Here is an 18,681-nt window from a genome sequence, read left to right on the forward strand (position 1 = left end):
GGGGGACCTCCGGATTCAGGCCAGGACGAGGTAATCGCTGCCCTGGCGGATGCCGGCATGCGGACCGGCCGAAAGATGGATGTGGCGCCCGCCCGCCGCGGTGACGGGCAGGCAGTCGTCGACCTCGAGCAGGGCGTCCTTGTGCGGCTTGAACCAGCGCGCATCGGCCTGGGCCTTGCCCTTGCGCTTGGCCTCGTCGGCGTCGGCGGCCACCACCAGCCGGTAGCGGTGGGCCTCGCCGAACACGCCGGGCGCGTAGCCGCCGAGGTTGACGAAGAACAGGCGCGGGCCGCCGGCCGGCGCGGGGGTGTCGGCCACGCGCACCTGCCAGTCCTCCACCCCGTCGACCTCCAGCCAGGAATCGATGTGCAGCCCGCGCGGCGCGCCGAACCATTGCGCGCGCAGCTGGGCGTGGGTGTCGGCCAGGGTGGCGCCGACGGCGAACACCACGTCGTGCACTTCCACGTGGGCACGGGCATGGCGCCCGCCCAGCATCACCACGAACAGCCGGGCGCCCTCGCCGCTCATGGCGCGGGCCGGGCGGCCAGGGCCAGGCGCACGCCGAAGCCGACGAACATCACCCCGGCCAGGCGGTCCAGCCAGTGCATCCCGCGTGCGATCCACGCGCTGCGCCGCGCCCGGTCGGCCAGCAGCGCGTAGCCGGCGTTGACCGGCAGCGCGTTGACCGTGAACAGCACACCGAGCGCGGCGAAGGCCAGCGACTTGTGCGGCGTATCCGGCGCGATGAACTGCGGCAGGAAGGCGAGGAAGAACAGCACCACCTTGGGGTTGAGCACATTGGTCAGGAAGCCGCCGGCGAACACCTTGCCCGGCGAGGCTGCCGGTACCGCAGCGGCGGCCGTTCCGGCCAGTGCGGCCACGCCGGCCGGCGCCCGCAGCAGGCGCACGCCGATCCACAGCAGGTACGCCGCGCCCAGCCACTTGACCAGGTTGAACGCAGTCGCCGAGGCCGCCAGCAGCGCGCCCAGGCCGAGCGCGGCCACCGCCACGTGGACCAGGCAGCCGGCGGCGATGCCGGCCACCGCCACCAGGCCGGCGCGGCGGCCGTGGCGCAGCGACTGGCCGACCACGTACAGCACGTCCGGCCCGGGCGTCAGGTTGAGCAGCCAGCCGGCCAGCACGAACAGCGCGAGCGGCCCCGCCGCGATCACCGCACCGGCCCTTCCAGGAAATTCTTCAGCAGCGCGTGGCCGTGCTCGGTCAGGATCGACTCGGGATGGAACTGCACGCCTTCCACCGGGTACTGGCGGTGGCGCAGGCCCATGATCTGCTCGACCGATCCGTCCGGGTTCTCGGTCCAGGCGGTGACCTCCAGCGCATCGGGCAGCGAGGCCTTGTCCACCACCAGCGAGTGGTAGCGGGTGGCGGTATAGCCGTCGGGCAGGCCGGCGAACACGCCCTTGCCTTCGTGCCGGACCGGCGAGGTCTTGCCATGCATGATGGTGTCGGCGCGGACCACCTGGCCGCCGTACACCTGGCCGATGGCCTGGTGGCCCAGGCATACGCCGAGGATCGGGATGGCCGGGCCGAGGCGCTCGATCACCTGCAGCGATACGCCGGCCTCGTCGGGCGTGCCCGGGCCGGGCGAGACGACGATGCGCTCGGGCGCCAGTGCCGCGATCTCCTCCACGGTGAGCGCATCGTTGCGCACCACCTTCACCTCCGCGCCGAGCTGCTGCAGGTACTGCACGAGGTTGAAGGTGAAGCTGTCGTAGTTGTCGATCATCAACAGCATACAAGGCCTATCTGCTTGTTTCCAAAAGGCTTCGACCGTCCCAGCCGGGTTCCATGCGCGCATGGGCACCCGCACTGTCTTCCGGTACCCCGGCGGCGGGAAGGACGCGGCGCCGGAGCTGCGATTCTCGCACGTATGGATGGGGGCGGACCCGGCGATTGGCCCGCGGCCCGTTCCCGGAGCGGCAGGCACGTCCCGCCCGCGCCTGGGCGTCCCCGCTTCGGCAGGCATTGCCGGCCCGCCTGCACCGCGGACAGTCCCTGTCACGGGAGCGGGCAACATCGCGGCTCCCGTGCCGACGCGGCGCCGCGACGGACGCGGCGGCCTACTGGAACTGCTTGCGCAGGCTCAACGTGATCAAGCGGCCGATCGGGTCGAGCAGATCCGGCTGGTAGCTCGCGGGCACGGCGCCGGTGCCGTCGACGACCTTCACGCGCCTGTCGAACAGGTTGTTGACCGTCAGGGTCACGCGCGTGCCGCGCAACCACGGATGGTCGTGCGCCAGCTGGGTGCGGTTGAAGTTGGCGAACACCCGCAGGTTGAACGTCGTCAGCCCGGAAAAATCCAGGTCGCCGGCATCGACCGCGCCGCCTTCCGTGCGCGTGCCGCTGCGCGAGGTGAAGCCGAGCCTCACCCCGTACGTCATGCGCGTATAGGCGATGCTGCCATCGATCTGGTGGCGCGCCACGCCACCGCCGCTGCCGATCGCATCGCCGCCCAGCAGGTCCAGCCACGGCATGCCGTCGCGCACGAGGACGCGGTCGGAAAACACCACGGTGTCGTACAGCGACCACACGATCTGCCCATGCATCAGCGATGGCGGCATCGCGCCACCGGCGCCGCGCGCGCCGCCGCCAAAACCGCGATCGCCGCCACCACCGCCGTCTCCCTGGCCCCCGCGCGCCTGGTCCGGCGGCGGGGCATCGCCGCCCGCGCCGCCGGTGTCGCTGCCGGTACCGTTGCCACCGCTGCGCGACCGGAAATTGCCGCGCGTCGTGTCCGACGGCGACGAAGCGCTGCTGAAGAAACCATCGACCGAATGCGCGTCGTTGAACCCGAAGCGCAATTGCCGGCGTTTCTCCTCGGCGAAATTGAGCGGGCGGTTGTCCACTTCCACCAGGTTGCCGTCGTCGTCGGTGAGGTAGCGATCGCTCAATGCCGCCTGCAGCGCGGCCGTGGCCGGCGGCAGGCTGCTGATCGGGTCGCGCGTGTCGGTGTCGGTGTAATTGACGATGATGGACAGCCGCCGCTGATCGAAGGGCTTGAAGCTGATGCCGGTGCGGAAACGGTGCTGGTTGCTGGCCAGCAGATCGGGATTGCCGCCGCTGATCGACGTGACGCTGACGGTTTGCCCGGTGGCGTAATCGAACACGCGCGTACCGGTGCTGGTAATGACCGGGTTGGCCAACTGGGCCGGCGTCGGCGCGGTCCTGCCGGTGTCGACGTTGGCGGTGAAGGTGAGCCGCGCAAGCGGCGACCAGCGCAGGCCATAGCCCCAGCGGCGCATGTCCTGGCCGTAATCGGAAAGATGGTCGACCAGGGCATGCGCGTTGAGCGACAGATCGCCGAGCATGCCGAGCACGTCCTGGCTGCGGCTGGTCAACGGCAATTCGATGCTCGCGGTCGCGTTGGCATCGTTGCGGTCGAAGTCGGCGACGCGCCGCTGGCCGCCCATGCGTGCGACGTTGTCGATGCGGCTGTGGGTATCGGCCAGGCCCAGGCTGACGATCGCATCGCCGGCCGGCAACGTCAGCAGCGTGCCATGCACCAGCACCTGCAGATTCTTGGTGTCGGTGGTCGAGGTGGCGATGTTCGGCGCGTTGCGCGGGAACATGGCCCCGGTCAGCAGGCCGTAGGGATCGAACCCCGGATCGCCGGCATCCAGCAATGCCTGCGCGGCACTCTTGTCCACGCCGGCATCGGTGACGGTGCGGCTGCCGCTGCGGTTCCAGTAGCCCACCACCGAAAGATGCCAGGCGCTGTCGAAATCATGGTTGAGCGTGCCGCCGAAACGACTGCTCCAGCCCCTGGCATGCTGGCGCAACGCCACCGGCACGTAGCGGTACACGGTCTGGTCGGCGGCGGACTGCGCGAACGGATCGTCCGCCGGCACGGTCAGGGCCGTGCCGGCATAACCGCGCGCGCCATCGCTGCCGTTGAGGTTGCCGGTGTAGTTCAGGGCCAGCGAGGTGCGCCCGCCCAGCTCCCTGCTCCATACCGCGTTGCCGTCCACGGCGTGATTGGCGTTGCCGAGGCTGCGCACCGCGCGCGGGTCCAACGGGTGTTCCGCCTGTGTGTCGTAGCCGGGCATCACCGGCACGGTCGCGATGTCGCGCTCGTCCTCGGTCAGCATCGCGTTGGCGGTGTATTTCAGGTCGAGGTTGAGGCGATCATCGTCGTGCAGGATGAAGCGATCGAGATCGGCGACGCCGGTTTCCATGCCGCCGGCGCTCGGTTCGCTGCCGTCGAGTTGCGCGGTGTAGCGGTTGAAGCGCGGCACCAGCACCACGTTCACCACTTTCTGGTTGGGCGGATAGCCATACAGCAGGGCTTCCTCCTCCGGCAGCACGTCGACGCGGCGGATCGCCTCGGTGGGGATGTCCTTGATTTCCTGCATGCCGGAAATGCGCTTGCCGTTGAGCAGCACGATCGGCGTCGAATCGCCGCTGTCGCTCGTGGTCATCGGTGCGATCAGGCCGAGCAGCTCCTCCACGGTGGACGCGCCATAACTCTGCACTTCCATGCGCCCCAGCTGCACTTCCGGCCGGATCGTGCCGATGGCGGCCCCGGGCTCGCTCCCGACCCGGCTCGCGGTGACCTTCACCTCGTCGAGGGTGCTGATGGAAGAAGAGGCATCCCCGCTGTCGTTCTGCGCGGACGAGGCTGCCTGGGCCGTGGCCTGCTGGGCGTGCGCCGTGCCGGTGGCCAACGCGAGCACGAATAGGGATCGATGGAATTTCATGCCACCAGCAACGTACGGAGCGACACGGCGTTGACAATGCCCCTGCACGAGGCGGCCGACCACCATGGGCGGACATTATCCCCCGGAACCCCGCCCGCCTGTCGCCCTGAAAGCGGGGAAGCCATCGATCCTGACGGGACGGAACCGGCCATGGCACGCAGGTAGTGCCACGCGCCAGCCTTGCACCCTGCGATGGCGCCAGAAAACGGGCGCCACCGGCCATGCCGATGACGCCCGAAGGGGGCTGCCGGGTTGGCCGCGCCGGTCAGGGTGTGCCGGTCACCGTGCATTGCAGGCCAATGACCACCTGGCCACCCACCGGGAAGACAGGCACCACGGCGCCCGATCCCTGCAGCTGGGCGGCGGTCAGCGGCGAGGGGCAGCTCGCGCCGCCGGAACTGCTGCAGGTCGGCGTGGCGCCCGCGCAGTTCAGCCCGGTCACCGCCGGGTCGGTGATCGTGGCCCCGTCGGCCGCGGCCGGGCCGGCATTCGCCGCGGTCAGGGTGTAGGTCACCGTCTGGCCGACCGCCGCGCTCGTCGGGGTGACGGTCTTGGACAGCGAAAGGTCCGCCTGCGCGGTATTGGTGAACGTGCACACGATCGCGTTGCCGGCCGCCGTCGCCGCCGCATCCAGCGTCACCGTGCGGTTGACCAGGTCGGGGGTGGCCGTGCCGCCGGTGCCCATGCCCGTGCAGGTGGCCGCAGTCAGCTGGAAGCCGGCGGAAGGCGCGGCCTCGGTGATCGTGGTGGCCGCGGCGGCATCGGTCAGCGTGTAGGTGGTGCCGGTGGCCGGCGCGCCGGCGGTGGTGGTGGTGATGGCGTGGCTGCCGATACCGTTGCTGCCGCTGAAGTCGAACGTGCCGACACCGCCCAGGCTGACCTTCCTGACGGTCACGGTCGGGGGCGCGTTCGCGGCGGCATTGGTGATGGTGCAGGCGATCTTGTCGTTCGCGGCCGGGGTCACGCTCCAGCCCGGGGCCGTGGTCGAGCCCGTCGAGGTCGGCGTGAATGCCACCCCGTTGCGGGTACAGGCGATGGTGGCCGTATACGCACCGATGGTGGAAACGCTGCCGGAAGCCATCACGTCGCGCAGGTAGTACGTGGTGCCGGTCGCGGCCGGATAGGCGCCGGTGCTGGCCTGCTGGCCGGTACCGGAGCCGGCGGTGGTCGCCGAGCGCACCGTGCCGGCGGCCGTGGTGGTGCCGATCTCGACCGTGAACTGGTCGCTGGAGTTCAACCGCGGCGAGCCGATCACCTTGTTCAGGGTGATGGAGGTGCCGTTGCCGTCCACCGAGCCGTTGCACCCGACCGAGCTGGTCACCAGCGCCGGATCGCGGAAGGCCGAGGACGGGATGATCTCGGTGGTGCCGGCCGGCGTCGTCCAGCGCAGGCGGTTATGGTTGATGCCATTCTGGTTGGTCCAATAGACCCGGATCAAGGCACAGCTATTGGCGTTGGCAGCGGAGAACGTGCCGATGGTCTCGTAGGTGTTCTCGTTGGCCGTCCAAGCCGCCAGGGCGCCCACCGGGATGCCGTAGACCGCGTTGCGGTAATCGGTATTGGAGTACTGGTCGGACAGCTCCACGACCAGGTTGTCGTCGTGCGCCGCCGACAGCGTGTAGGAGCCGGCCTGCGGGAACTGGATCAGCGCGTAGGCGATGCGCCCCTGGGCCTGGTAGAGGCAGGCCTGGCTGGTTGCCCCACCGGAAGTAGTATCGTCACAGAGGGTATCGGCCGCCGCCTGGCGAAAGTCGATATCGGCACTGGTACCGGTGCGCACGGCGTTGGACGGGTCGGCGGTCAGGGCGCGAAACGGCGCCATCGCCCCGCCATTGGGGAAATTGACGAACCTGGGCTTGCCGGCCGGTCCGATGTAGTTGCTGTCGGAAGCAACACCGTAGGTCCCACGGTAATCCTCCCAACGCACCTGCGCCGCCGCCACGCCGGGCAGTAGCACGGAGGCCAGCGTCGCCAGCGCCAGGCCAAGACGGTACAGCCGGCACCGGCCGACGGTGAGATATCGCATTGCCATGAAAGTCCCCACTCAATAGCTGCCCACAAAGTTGATGAACCAACCCTTGTGGTCGTAGTCGAAATCGGTCAGGTCGTCGCTGAACTGGGTGAAGTTGTAGCCCGCACCCAGGCGCAGGTTGGAGGTGATGTCGCGGTCGACGCCCACCATCCAGCCCTGCTTGGTGCCGCCGTCCTTGACATCCAGCCAGCGATACTCGGCCATGGCGTGCCAGTTGAACAGCACTTCGTAGCGTACCTGCGTGGCGGCGAAGTGGGTGGCCGAGTCGAACCACTGGCCCTCCCCGCGCCCGTAGCGCATCTCGCCGCGGCGCAGCGCCAGCTTGCCCGAGGTCTCCCAGCGGTCGTTGATCCGGTACACGCCCTCGAACGACAGCACCTGGGTCTTCTGGTCGTACTGCGCCCCGCCTTCCTGCCCGGTCGTCGCCAGGTCGTAGAGATAGGTGTAGCGGCCGAACAGGCCCCAGCGTGAGCTGTTCCACGGACGGTAGGCGAAGCCGACGTTGCTCTCGATGAACTTGGCGCCGTCGGCGGCGTTGATCTCGTCGCGGGTGCGCGAGTAGTTGAAGCGACCGGCCAGGCGCCAGCTGTCGTTGACCTTGTAGCTGAGGCGGTTGGTCGACACCCACTGGGTACGGCGCTCGGCCCCGGTGTCCTTGCGCCACTCGATCTTGCTCTGCCAGTCGGCGATCGAGGAGGTGCGCCCGCCGCTGAGGCTGACCGCGCGCCGGTGCACCACGCCGCCGTCGGTGTCGGTGAGCTCGCCGTCGGACAGGGTGAAGCCGGTGTTCCAGCCCACGGCCGGATAGAAGTCCATGCCGAAGGTGTGGGCCAGGCCGGATTCCTGGTTCTCCTTCAGGAACTGGCTCTCGTTGTACATGTTGACCTGGTCGGACAGGCGCCAGCGCTGGCCCATCGTCCAGCCGTTGTTGGCCGAGCTGTTGAACAGCGGGTCGTACCAGGTGGTGTCGGTGGAATAGGTGTAGCTGCCGTACAGGCTGTGCTGCGGCGTCAGCCGGTACTCGCTGCTGACCTGGGCGGCATGGCCGCGGTCGCCGTCGGAGACCTCCGCGCCCAGCGTGGACAGGTTGGCGAAGTTGTACTGCGCGCCCAGCGTGTACAGGTCGTTGTCGCGGTAGCGGCCGTGGTCGTCGTCGAGGGTCTTCTGGACCACGCCGTAGGCATCCAGGGAGGTGCCGATGCGGCGGGTGTAGCGCAGCGCGCCGAGCACGCCGGTGGCGTCGCCCGTGGTGCGTTCCTCCTCCACGCGACGCACTTCGGCGGCCAGGGTGTCGGCATCGGTCAGCCGCCACTCGCCGGTGACCTGGGCCTGGGTCAGGCGCTCGTCGCCGCGCTCGGCACGGCTGAAGCGCGCGTAGGTGGTGAAGGTCTCGCCGAAACGGCCGAGCATCTCCGCGCCGTACTCCTCCACGTCCTGGCCCATGTCGTCGCGCGAGACCGAGAAGCCGGCATCCACGTGGCGCCACCAGGCGGCCACGCTGAGGTCGTCGTCGGTCAGGCCCAGCTCCTTGAAGTTGGCCTTGGCCTCCACCGCGTTGGCATCGCCCTTGCGCGGGCCGTCGGCGTTCTGGCGCACGAAGCTCAGGCCGCCGTTGTCGGAGAAGAACACCGGCACCGCGGTGGCCTTGCTCTCGCTGTGCTCGACCTTCAGGTAGGTGCCCTTGCCGGCGCGCAAGGTCAGGTCGGCGGACTTGAGCGAGTAGTCCTCGCCTTCGCGGCCCTCGTCCACCCAGGTCACGCCGACGCCGACGTGGTCGCCGAGCCACTGCTTGGCGCGGATGCCGGCGGTCAGGTTGTTGTTGTCGAAGGTGGTCGGCACCCACTCGTAGTCCACGATCAGGCGCTGCTCGTAGCCGGACAGCGGCGCGTCGCGGGTGATCGAGGGCAGGTTCTCGCGGGTGATCTGCGACAGCGGGCGGGTCAGCAGGATGCGGCCCTGGATGGCGTCGATCTCGTAGTCCACGCCACGCACCAGCGCCACCCGCGTCTGGGTGCGGCCGGTGGTGGTGTCGCGCACTTCCAGCACCACCTCGTCCGAGCCGGACAGGATCTCGGTGTGGCGCAGGTAGTACAGGCTGCCGCCGGTGCCGATGAACTCGCTGTGGCCCGGCGCGCTTTCGGCCTGAGAGCCGAACACGCGCAGCTGGCTGACCGGGTCGCCCCAGGCATTGGCCGCGCGCGAACGCCAGCTCAGCGCGCCGCCGTACAGCGAACGCACGTACTGGCCGTACTCGCTGTCGGTGATGCCGGTGCTGAAGTTGCCCCACAGCGCCTGGTTCTTGTCCCAGTCCACGCGCACGTAGAAGCGACCCTGGGTATCCACGTCGCGCGTGGTGGTCGAATCGTCGCCATAGGTGGGGTAGTACAGGTCCGGGTCGAGGGTGCGGAACACGTCGGTCGGGTCGGCCCGGCTGAAGCCGGAGAACAGCTCGTCCAGCGGCCGGTTCTGGGTGTCGGCCTGGGCGGTGATCAGGTACTTGCCCGACGCCTTGCCCTTGACGTAGAAGGCCAGCCGGCCATCGCTGAGGATGTCGTCGTCGCGCCCGGCGTAGGCCAGGTCCTGGCCCTTGCCGGTGGCCTTGTTCTGGTAGACGGTGACATCGGCCAGGCCGACGCCGAAGAAGTAGCGTCCGCTCACGTCGACCTCGAGCTGCTCGCGCACCACCGGGCCGGTACCGCCCTGCTGTGCCTCGATGTCGAACACGTGCCTGCCGATCGGCTCCATGTACTCGGCGACGAACTTGCGCTCCAGGTCCACCGGGTAGGACTCGCCGTTGATCCTGAGCCCGTAGCCGTCGGGGATGTTGCGGCCGGTGATGCGGATGCGCGAGCCGTAGACCGGGATGTTCTGCAGGCGCAGCCCGTTGCCCGAGAACGCGTCGGCGATCAGCGACTGGGTGGTGGCGTCCTCGCTGCTGAGCGCGGTGCCCAGGGACTTTTCCACGCTGTCGCGCAGCTGTTCGGTGCCGCGCTTGGCCTGCGCCGGGGTGACCAGCTGGACGCTGCGGCTGTAGGTCTCGTCGTAGTTGCCGCCGGCGTCGTAGGCGCGCAGCACGTAGACCAGCTCGTCGCCGGTGCGCAGGCGCAGGTTGGACTGCAGCGCGCCGTCCCACTTGTAGTCGGTGACCGAGTCGGCCGGCAGCCGCATCGTGGCCACCGGCGAGACCAGGTCGGCATCGCTGGAGCGGTAGACCGACAGCTCGTAGTGGTCGATGAACGCCGCGTAGTTGCTGCGCACGTAGAACTGCAGCGGCTCGACGATGCGGGTGCCGTCGAAGGCCACCATCGACGGACCGCTGATGGTCAGTTCCGGCGTGCCCAGGTCGGGGTCCTCGGTCGCCCAGATCACGCCGCCGCCGGGCAGCTGGATCTGGAACTTGCCGGTGGCCACCGCCTTGCCCGGTGCATCCAGGGCGACGCTGACGCGCCGGTCCGGCTGCAGCGCGGCCGAGCCGGAGGCGGCGGACGTGCCGTGGGTGACCGGCTCGTCGTAGCTGCGCGTGCGCAGCTGGAACAGCAGGCTGCCGTCGTCGGTACGGCAGGCATCGTCCTGGCACTTCACCTCGGCCGTGGCGGCATCGGCTGCGGCGGGCGCCGCGGGCGACTGCGCCTGGGCGGAGGCCACGACACCGTAGAGGACGCCGAGCAGGGCGCTATCGAGCAGTTTCTTCTTCATCGGTCGGCCTCCTCACTTGTCCCCAAGGCCGACAGGAACCGTCGGATCACTACTGGATTGCACACGCACTTTCCCCCTGACTTCCGGGCTCAGCCGCCCGCGAAGCGCTTCGTAGACCGCATTGGCGCGCCGCAGCCCGAGACGGGCGTTGTAGTCGTGCGAGCCCCTGACATCGGTATGGCCGACGATGGACACCACCCCGCCGCCCATGGCTTCCAGGCGTCTGGCCACCTGGTCCAGCAGGCCGTCGAACTCGGGCCGGATGGCGGCCTTGTCGGTGTCGAACAGCACCGTCCCCAGCAGCAGGCCGCTGGCGTCCTCGCCGGCGACCAGCGAATGCGGGTCGCGCACGTCGGTGCGCAGCGTGACCGCCAGGCCGGCGGCCGCCTCCGGCGTGACCTTCTTCATCAGGACGTCGCGGACCGCGCCGGCGCGGGCGAGCGCCAGGGCCTGGCTGTCGCCGTCGGCGGCGATCACCACCTCGCCCCCGCGGTAGCGCTCGACCTGGTCGGCCATCGCCTGGATCGCCGGCAGGTAGGTCTCGCCGACCTCGGCGCTGCCCGGGGCGAAGATCACCTGGCCCAGCTCCAGTTCCACCTGCTGGCGGCCGCCCTCCAGGCGCACCACCGGCAGCCGCACGCCGAAGTCGAAGCGGACCGGCAGGCCGGGGGTGATCCGGCGCACCAGCGGGTTGGGCGTGGTGAACGTCGCACCCTTGGGCAACGTGGCCGGATCCACCTTCAGGATGAAGTTGCGGCCATGGCCCCAGTCGCCGCCGGAAATGTCGGCGACATGGAAGCGCCCGAACTGGTCGGTCTCCATCAGCAGGCCTTCGACCGAGGCCACGCGCACGCCCGGGATGCCGCGCTCGTCGATGCCGTCGTTGGTGACCACGTAGTCCACCACGTAGCCGGCTTCCGAGCGCGACACGCGCCGCTCCACCTTGGGATCGGCCGCGGTCAGGCCGCGCGCCGCATCGCCGCTGCGCTCCACCCGGGTGTTGCCCGCCGCATCCATGTGCACGGTCACGCCCTGGCGGCTGGTCAGCACGAAGTCGTCGGTGAACGCCAGCTCGCGCAGCGTCTGCCGGATCACCACCGCGTGGGCGGCGGCCGGGTCGGCCTCGGACTGGCGTCCGGCGACCGGGCCGATCTTGATCCCGTGCAGCATCGGCGAGCTGGCGTCGGCTTCCGGCTGCGGGCCGCGGCCGCGATCCACCGTGGTGGAATTGGCCACGTAGGCCTCCGGCGCGAAGCCGCCCTGCACCTGCACGCCGGTCATCTCGGCGCTGTCCTGCCAGCCGTCGCCGTCGCGATCGTCGAACACCGTGCCGAAGATCAGACTGTCGTCGAGCAGCGGGTCGCGGTCCAGGGTGACCTGGGCGGTGGCGACGTTGGAGACGGTATTGCCCGAGCTGTCGGTCGCCAGGGCCTGGTTGACGTGCACGCCCGCGCTCACGCCGGCACCCACGCGCAGCAGGTACACGATCGTCGCCGAACGCCCGACCGGGATGTCGATGCCGCCGATGCGCAGCGGGGTCTGGCTGGACGCCAGGGTGAAGGCACCGTCGCTGTCGGCCACCGACATCGAGCCGGACACGTAGGTGAAGCCCTGCGCCGGCGTGTCGATCACCGTGGCGTCGACCACGTTGGTGTCGCCCACGTTCTCCACGGTCAGGGTGTAGCGCACCAGGTCGCCGATCTTGACCGTGCTGCTGCCGGCGGTCTTAGTGATGCGCAGGGCCGCGCTGTCGGCCACCGTGTGGTCGGTCGAGCAGGTCTGGCAGGTCGGGTCCGGCACGCCGGGCACCGTGCTGCCGGAATAGGCCGGCACCACCACGTTGTCGATGTGGCCCACGGCGTCGGCATTGACCGTGGCCTGGTAGGTGAAGGCATAGCGGCCCGGGGCACTGCCGGCAGGCAGCGTGCACACCAGGCCCGCGCCCGAGCTGGCACAGCCGGCGGGCAGCGCGGTCACGGTCAGGCCCGTGCTCGGCGTATCGGTCAGCACCACCGGGCTCAGCGTGGCCGCATTGCCCACGTCCACCGTCAGCGTGTAGTCGATCACATCGCCGACGTGGACCTCGGCACCGGTCCCCGGATTGGAGGCCTTGCCCACGCTCACCACCGGCTTGTTGACCGGGTGCTCGGTCGCGCACGTCGTGCAGGTCGGGTCCGTGCCCGGCACCGCGCCGCCCGTGGCCACCACCTGGTTCTTCACCGAGGTGGTCGCATCGGCCGTCACCGTCGCCGTGTAGCTCACCGTGTACTCGCCCACGGCCTTGCCCGCCGCCAGCGTGCAGCTCAGCGGGTTGGCCGCCGTGCAGGTGAAGTCCGGCGCCGTCACCGTGCCCAGGCTCAGGCCCGTGCCCAGCGTGTCCGTCACCACCACCGCGCTCAGCGTCGGCGCATTGCTCACCTTCACCTTCAGCGTGTAGGTCAGCTGCTCGCCCACCGTCACCGCCGTGCCCGAGGCCGGGTTCGCGCTCTTGCTCACTTCCACCGTCGGCTTGGCCACCGGATGGCTGGTGTCGCAGCTGCCCGACGCATCGCAGGCCGGCAGCGGGTTCGACGGATCGGCCGGGTCGTTGCCGCCCGTGGCGGTCACCGCGTTGCCCACCGTCGCCCCGGCCGCCTCGGTCACCTTGGCGGTGTAGCTCAGCGTGTAGCTGCCCGCCGCGGTGCCTGCCGGCAGCGTGAACGTCAGCGGGTTGCCGCCGGTCGCCGCCGTGAACGCGCCGGCCGAGGTCACCGCCTCGAACTGCAGGCCCGCACCCAGCGTGTCGGTCAGCACCACCGGGCTCAGCGTGGCCGCGTTGGCCACCGTCACCTTCAGCGTGTAGGTGATCGCGTCACCCACGTGCACCGCCGTGCCCGTCGCCGGGTTGGCGCTCTTGCTGTAGGTCACCGCCGGCTTGTTGACCGGGTGCTCGGTCGAGCACATCGTGCAGGTCGGGTCCGTGCCCGGCACCGTACCGCCCGTGGCCACCACCTGGTTCTTCACCGAGGTCGTCGCATCGGCCGTCACCGTCGCCGTGTAGCTCACCGTGTACTCGCCCACGGCCTTGCCCGCCGCCAGCGTGCAGCTCAGCGGGTTGGCCGCCGTGCAGGTGAAGTCCGGCGCCGTCACCGTGCCCAGGCTCAGGCCCGTGCCCAGCGTGTCCGTCACCACCACCGCGCTCAGCGTCGGCGCATTGCTCACCTTCACCTTCAGCGTGTAGGTCAGCTGCTCGCCCACCGTCACCGCCGTGCCCGAGGCCGGGTTCGCGCTCTTGCTCACTTCCACCGTCGGCTTGGCCACCGGATGGCTGGTGTCGCAGCTGCCCGACGCATCGCAGGCCGGCAGCGGGTTCGACGGATCGGCCGGGTCGTTGCCGCCCGTGGCGGTCACCGCGTTGCCCACCGTCGCCCCGGCCGCCTCGGTCACCTTGGCGGTGTAGCTCAGCGTGTAGCTGCCCGCCGCGGTACCCGCCGGCAGCGTGAACGTCAGCGGGTTGCCGCCGGTCGCCGCCGTGAACGCGCCGGCCGAGGTCACCGCCTCGAACTGCAGGCCCGCACCCAGCGTGTCGGTCAGCACCACCGGGCTCAGCGTGGCCGCGTTGGCCACCGTCACCTTCAGCGTGTAGGTGATCGCGTCACCCACGTGCACCGCCGTGCCCGTCGCCGGGTTGGCGCTCTTGCTGTAGGTCACCGCCGGCCCGACCGTGACGCTGGCCTGGCCTTCGTTGTTGCCCATCTGGGGGTCGACCACCCCGCTTGGCGGGGCGACAGAGGCCCTGTTGACGATCGTCGTGGCCGCCATCGCGGGCGTCGCGCAGGCGCCCGCAGCCACGAAAAGGCCCAAAGCCAAGGCCTTGAAGAAATTCCAATTGTCCCCGAACACGGCGTTCCCCTGTCTTCGGCGGTCTGGCCGCCGTCCCCGTTGCGCCGCCCCGAATCCCCCTGGGGATCCCGTGGAACAGCTGCAACCGCAAGCGTGATCTCTTGCAATCCGTCACACACGAACTGCAATGCCCATTACAAATTGGGCGGGGATGTTAGACGTGGTTCACAAAAATTTCCACACTTGCCTGCGCCGGGGCCGTACCCGAGGCACGCAGCCGCACCCGCCATCGGCCCGAAAAGCCAATGCTGGCAAGGCTTTAGGGCGCTCCCAAGGCTCCCGTTCGCGCCCTGCCGGCGCGATGGCAGCGACTGCCCGAAGCCACAAAATGTGCCCCGGGCACCACCGGGTGACACGCTTCGCCATACGTCGTGACACGCGCACGGCGGCCGCGCACCGGCACCGCCGGCGCTCGCTGCATGGAGAAGGGGAAGAGGGGCCGGCCGCAGGTCGCGGGCCGGCCAGGGATCAGCGCGCGGTGGCGCTGCGCGGCAAGGCCGCAAGCACCGCGGCGGCCTCGGCGAGGAAGGCTTCCACGGCCGCGGCCGGCGTGGCCCAGGAGGTCACCAGGCGGATCGCCACGCGGCCGTCGTCGCACGCCTGCCAGCGCTCGAACGCGTAGTGCACCTCCAGCGCCGCGACCGTGGCGGCCGGCAACAGCGGGAAGATCTGGTTGGTCGGCGAATCCACCAGGAACCCGACACCGAGCGCGGCCAGGCCGTCGCGCAGGCGCATCGCCATCGCATCGGCATGCGCGGCCAGCTCCAGCAGCAGCGGCGTGCCCGACGCGCCCGGCTCGAACAGCGCGGCGAACTGCGCGCCCAGCACCATGCCCTTGGCCAACAGCGCGCCGCGCTGCTTGATCAGGTAGCGCAGGTCGGGCTTGAGCGCCTCGTTCACCACCACCAGCGCCTCGCCGACCAGCGCGCCGTTCTTGGTGCCGCCGATGTAGAACGCGTCGGCCAGCGCGGCCAGTTCCGGCAGCGACAGGTCGTTGCCGGCGGCGGCCAGCGCCGCACCCAGGCGCGCGCCGTCCACGTACAGCAACAGGCCGTGATCGCGGCAGAACGCCGCCAGCGCGGCCAGCTCGGCGCGCGAGTAGACCGTGCCCAGCTCGGTGCTCTGCGAGACGTACACCAGGCGCGGCTGCACCAGGTGCTCGCTGGCGTGCTCGGCCAGCACCGGCGCGATCGCCGCCGGGGTCAGCTTGCCGTCCGTGGCCGGCACCGTCACCACCTTGTGGCCGGTGGCCTCGATGGCGCCGGTCTCGTGGGTGGCGATATGGCCGGTGGCCGCGGCGATGGCGGCCTGGTGCGGGCGCAGGAACGCGGCCAGCGCCACCAGGTTGGTCTGGGTGCCGCCGACCAGCAGGTGCACGTCGGCGGCCGGTTGCGCGCAGGCCTGGCGGATCAGCTGTGCCGCCCGTTCGGTGTGCACGTCGCGTCCGTAGCCGCGGTTCTGGTGGCTGCCGGCCTCGGCGATGGCCTGCAGCAGGCGCGGGTGCGCGCCCTCGCTGTAGTCGTTGCGGAAGCCGTGCTTGAACGCGCGCGGAGTGCTGTCGTACATGGTGCTCAGAGTCCCTTGGCCGCCTGCGCCACGGCGCGGAACAGCGCGCGGCCCTTGTTCATGGTCTCCTTCCATTCCAGGTCCGGGTCGGAGTCGTAGACCACGCCGCCGCCGGCCTGCACGTACAGGTGGCCGTCCTGGATGACGGCGGTGCGGATGGCGATGGCGGTATCGGCATCGCCGTGCCAGCCGATGTAGCCGACCGCGCCGGAATAGACGTTGCGCTTGACCGGCTCCAGCTCGCGGATGATCTCCAGCGCGCGCACCTTGGGCGCGCCGGACACGGTGCCGGCCGGGAAGGTGGCGCGCAGCACGTCCATGTAGCTCAGCCCGGCCTTCAGCGTGCCGGTGACCTCGCTGACGATGTGCATGACGTGGCTGTAGCGCTCGATCACGAACGAGGCGGTGACCTGCACCGTGCCCGGCTCGGCGACCCGGCCGACGTCGTTGCGGCCCAGGTCGATCAGCATCACGTGCTCGGCGCGCTCCTTCGGGTCGGCCAGCAGCTCGGCCTCCAGCGCCTTGTCCTCCTCCGCCGTGCTGCCGCGGCGGCGGGTGCCGGCGATCGGCCGCACCGTCACCGTGCCGCCCTGCAGGCGCGCCAGGATTTCCGGCGAGGAACCGACCACCTGGGTGCCGCCGACGTCGATGAAGTACATGTACGGCGACGGGTTGAGCGCGCGCAGCGCCCGGTACACGTCCACCGGGCGGGCGCGGAACGGCACCCGCAGGCGCTGGCTGGGCACCACCTGGAAGATGTCGCCGGCGCGGATGTGCTCCTGCGCGCGGCGCACCACGTCGTGGTACTGCTCGCGGCTGAAGGAGGAGCGGAAATCGGCCTCGTCGATGGCCTCGGCCGACTGCGTCTGCGGGTAGCCGGCCCCGGCCTGGCGCAGGCGGTGGGCGAGTTCGTCCAGGCGGCGGTTGGCGCGCACCCAGGCCTGCGGCTGCGCCGGGTCGGCGTGCACGATCAGGTACAGCCGGCCCTTGAGGTTGTCGAACACCGCCAGTTCCTCGGACAGCATCAGCAGGATGTCCGGGGTGCCCAGTTCGTCGGGGGCGTCGCTGTGGCCCAGCCGCGGCTCGATGTACTCCACGCACTCGAAGCCGAACCAGCCCACCAGGCCGCCGGCGAAGCCCGGGAGATCCTCGATGCGCGGCACCGACCAGGCCGCGCGCAGGCGCTCGACCTCGGCCAGCGGATCGTCGACGTGGCGGCTGTCGGTGACCTCGCCGTAGTCCAGGGTCTGCAGGGTGTGGCCGCGGAAGGCGTACACGCGCCGCGCCGGCAGGCCGATGATCGAATAGCGGCCGAAGCGCTCGCCGCCCTCGACCGACTCGAACAGGTAGGTGTAGGGGCCGTCGGCGAGCTTCAGATAGACCGAAAGCGGCGTGTCCAGGTCGGACAGCACTTCGCGGACGACGGGGATGCGGTTGTGGCCTTCAGCGGCCTGCTGCTGGAACTGCTCGGGCGTGATCAAGGCGATATTCCTTCCGGGGACTTCCCGTGCGGGAAGAAGTGGCGGCACGGACGACGGCGACGGGCCGCCATCGCCACGCGCGGCAAGCGGAAGGAAAGGAGCGCGGGGTCGTCAGCGCGGACACCGTTTTACTGTACCGCAACATGGCCCGGATCGCAGCGGGATCAGGCCGCGGCGGCGGCCAGCAGCGGGCAGTCGGGCGGCAGGTGCATGCGCACCCGGCCGGGGTCGCAGGCGACCTCGAAATGCCGCGCGGCGAGCGGTTCGCCGTCGAGGTTGAGGGTCAGCGCCTGCGGCGCGTCCACCGCCAGCGCCGCCAGCGCCACGCGCACGGCGGCGTGTTCCAGCGCGGCCTGCTGGCCGTCGGCGACCAGCTTGCCCAGGGTGCCGACCACGTCCTGCAGGTCCGGGATGACCGTCAGTGCGATCTCGCCGTCATCGATGCACGCCTGCGGGCACAGCACCTGGCCGCCGCCGGCCTGGCGCCCGTTGCCGATGCCCAGGGCGACGAAGCCGCCGTCCCAGGCGAAATCCTCGCCGTGGAGGCGGGCCTGGATCGGCTCGATGCGGCCCAGCCGGGTCAGCCCGGTGAGGAAGTAGGCGAAGCCGCCCAGCGCCTTCTTCAGGCGCTCGTCGGTGTCGCGGGTGACCTCGGTGCCGAAGCCGCCGCTGACCATGTTGATGCACCAGCGCGTGTGCCCGTCGCCGCGCACGCGCAGCAGGTCGATGGCCACGGCCGGCGCCGCCTCGACCAGCGCCAGCGCCTCGGCCGGCGCGACCGGCAGTTGCGCGGCGGCGGCGAAGTCGTTGGCGGTGCCCAGCGGCAGCACGCCCAGCGTCGGCAACGCCTCGGCGCGCTCCTCGCGCCGCGCCATCGCCCCGGCGACCGCTCCGAGGGTGCCGTCGCCACCGCCGGCGATGATCGTGTCGGCCGCCGCGGCCACCGCCTCGTCCACCCAGCGCGCCTCGTCCCCCGCTTCCCAGGTCACCCGCACCTGCAGGTCCACCCCGCGTTGGCGCAGTGCGTGCACGGCGGCGCGCACGCCCGGGTTGCCGGCGGCCTTGCCGTTGAGGATCAGGAACCAGCGCGGGCACGACATGGACGATCTCCGTGGGGAAGCGGCGCGCACGGTAGCACCGGCGCCGCCGGGTGGCCGTGAACCGCTGTCATCGTGCCGTCATCGTCGGCCCGGAACATGGAAGGCCATAGCAGGGACGACGGGCGGAGGCAGGATAAGCCTCCATTTGAATTTCCGGCCCCGCGTCTCCCCGGCGCGGGGTCGTCTTTTTTTCGCCGTCCCCGATC

The 18,681-nt window shown here is 70.4% G+C and carries 10 protein-coding genes; all 10 read right to left on the reverse strand.

Annotated elements, in window-relative coordinates:
• Window positions 1-15: 15 nt before the first annotated feature.
• A complete protein-coding gene (locus tag BN3794_RS14325; protein ID WP_066098341.1) occupies window positions 16-528 on the reverse strand; it encodes a DUF1543 domain-containing protein in 513 nt (170 codons plus the stop codon).
• The gene (locus BN3794_RS14330) at window positions 525-1,172 is read right to left on the reverse strand and encodes a LysE family translocator (RefSeq protein ID WP_066098342.1); all 648 of its coding nucleotides are present in this window, start codon (window positions 1,170-1,172) and stop codon (window positions 525-527) included. Before BN3794_RS14330 ends, BN3794_RS14325 begins: the two co-directional genes overlap by 4 nt.
• On the reverse strand, window positions 1,169-1,756 hold the full coding sequence (locus BN3794_RS14335; protein WP_066098345.1) for an anthranilate synthase component II: 588 nt from the start codon (window positions 1,754-1,756) through the stop codon (window positions 1,169-1,171). Before BN3794_RS14335 ends, BN3794_RS14330 begins: the two co-directional genes overlap by 4 nt.
• 325 nt (window positions 1,757-2,081) lie before the next feature.
• Window positions 2,082-4,718 carry a TonB-dependent receptor gene (locus BN3794_RS14340; protein WP_147675789.1) on the reverse strand — a complete coding sequence of 879 codons (2,637 nt, stop codon included), beginning with the start codon at window positions 4,716-4,718 and terminating at the stop codon, window positions 2,082-2,084.
• 265 nt (window positions 4,719-4,983) lie between these two features.
• On the reverse strand, window positions 4,984-6,744 hold the full coding sequence (locus BN3794_RS16950) for a prealbumin-like fold domain-containing protein (RefSeq protein ID WP_066098350.1): 1,761 nt from the start codon (window positions 6,742-6,744) through the stop codon (window positions 4,984-4,986).
• Between the two features lie 18 nt (window positions 6,745-6,762).
• Entirely contained in the window at window positions 6,763-10,446 is a 3,684-nt protein-coding gene (locus BN3794_RS14350; RefSeq protein ID WP_066098352.1) for an outer membrane protein, read from the reverse strand.
• A 12-nt stretch (window positions 10,447-10,458) separates the two neighbouring features.
• Complete coding sequence (locus BN3794_RS14355) at window positions 10,459-14,181, reverse strand: isopeptide-forming domain-containing fimbrial protein (protein WP_160330933.1); 3,723 nt, start codon at window positions 14,179-14,181, stop codon at window positions 10,459-10,461.
• A gap of 615 nt (window positions 14,182-14,796) precedes the next feature.
• Window positions 14,797-15,894 (reverse strand): threonine aldolase family protein, encoded by a 1,098-nt coding sequence (locus tag BN3794_RS14360; RefSeq protein WP_066098355.1) that lies wholly within the window; start codon window positions 15,892-15,894, stop codon window positions 14,797-14,799.
• A gap of 5 nt (window positions 15,895-15,899) precedes the next feature.
• A complete protein-coding gene (gene trpE, locus BN3794_RS14365) occupies window positions 15,900-17,375 on the reverse strand; it encodes an anthranilate synthase component I (RefSeq protein WP_066098357.1) in 1,476 nt (491 codons plus the stop codon).
• 164 nt (window positions 17,376-17,539) lie between these two features.
• Complete coding sequence (gene yegS, locus BN3794_RS14370; protein WP_066098359.1) at window positions 17,540-18,475, reverse strand: lipid kinase YegS; 936 nt, start codon at window positions 18,473-18,475, stop codon at window positions 17,540-17,542.
• Window positions 18,476-18,681: the final 206 nt, after the last annotated feature.

This window comes from Xanthomonas massiliensis (assembly GCF_900018785.1).
GTDB classification, from domain to species: Bacteria; Pseudomonadota; Gammaproteobacteria; order Xanthomonadales; family Xanthomonadaceae; genus Xanthomonas_B; species Xanthomonas_B massiliensis.

Coding starts and splice junctions, on each gene's coding strand:
- BN3794_RS14360 (WP_066098355.1), bottom strand. CDS start 15,894: ATGTACGACAGCACTCCGCGCGCGTTCAAGCACGGCTTCCGCAACGAC.
- BN3794_RS14350 (WP_066098352.1), bottom strand. CDS start 10,446: ATGAAGAAGAAACTGCTCGATAGCGCCCTGCTCGGCGTCCTCTACGGT.
- BN3794_RS16950 (WP_066098350.1), bottom strand. CDS start 6,744: ATGCGATATCTCACCGTCGGCCGGTGCCGGCTGTACCGTCTTGGCCTG.
- BN3794_RS14325 (WP_066098341.1), bottom strand. CDS start 528: ATGAGCGGCGAGGGCGCCCGGCTGTTCGTGGTGATGCTGGGCGGGCGC.
- BN3794_RS14355 (WP_160330933.1), bottom strand. CDS start 14,181: ATGGGCAACAACGAAGGCCAGGCCAGCGTCACGGTCGGGCCGGCGGTG.
- yegS (WP_066098359.1), bottom strand. CDS start 18,475: ATGTCGTGCCCGCGCTGGTTCCTGATCCTCAACGGCAAGGCCGCCGGC.
- BN3794_RS14335 (WP_066098345.1), bottom strand. CDS start 1,756: ATGCTGTTGATGATCGACAACTACGACAGCTTCACCTTCAACCTCGTG.
- BN3794_RS14340 (WP_147675789.1), bottom strand. CDS start 4,718: ATGAAATTCCATCGATCCCTATTCGTGCTCGCGTTGGCCACCGGCACG.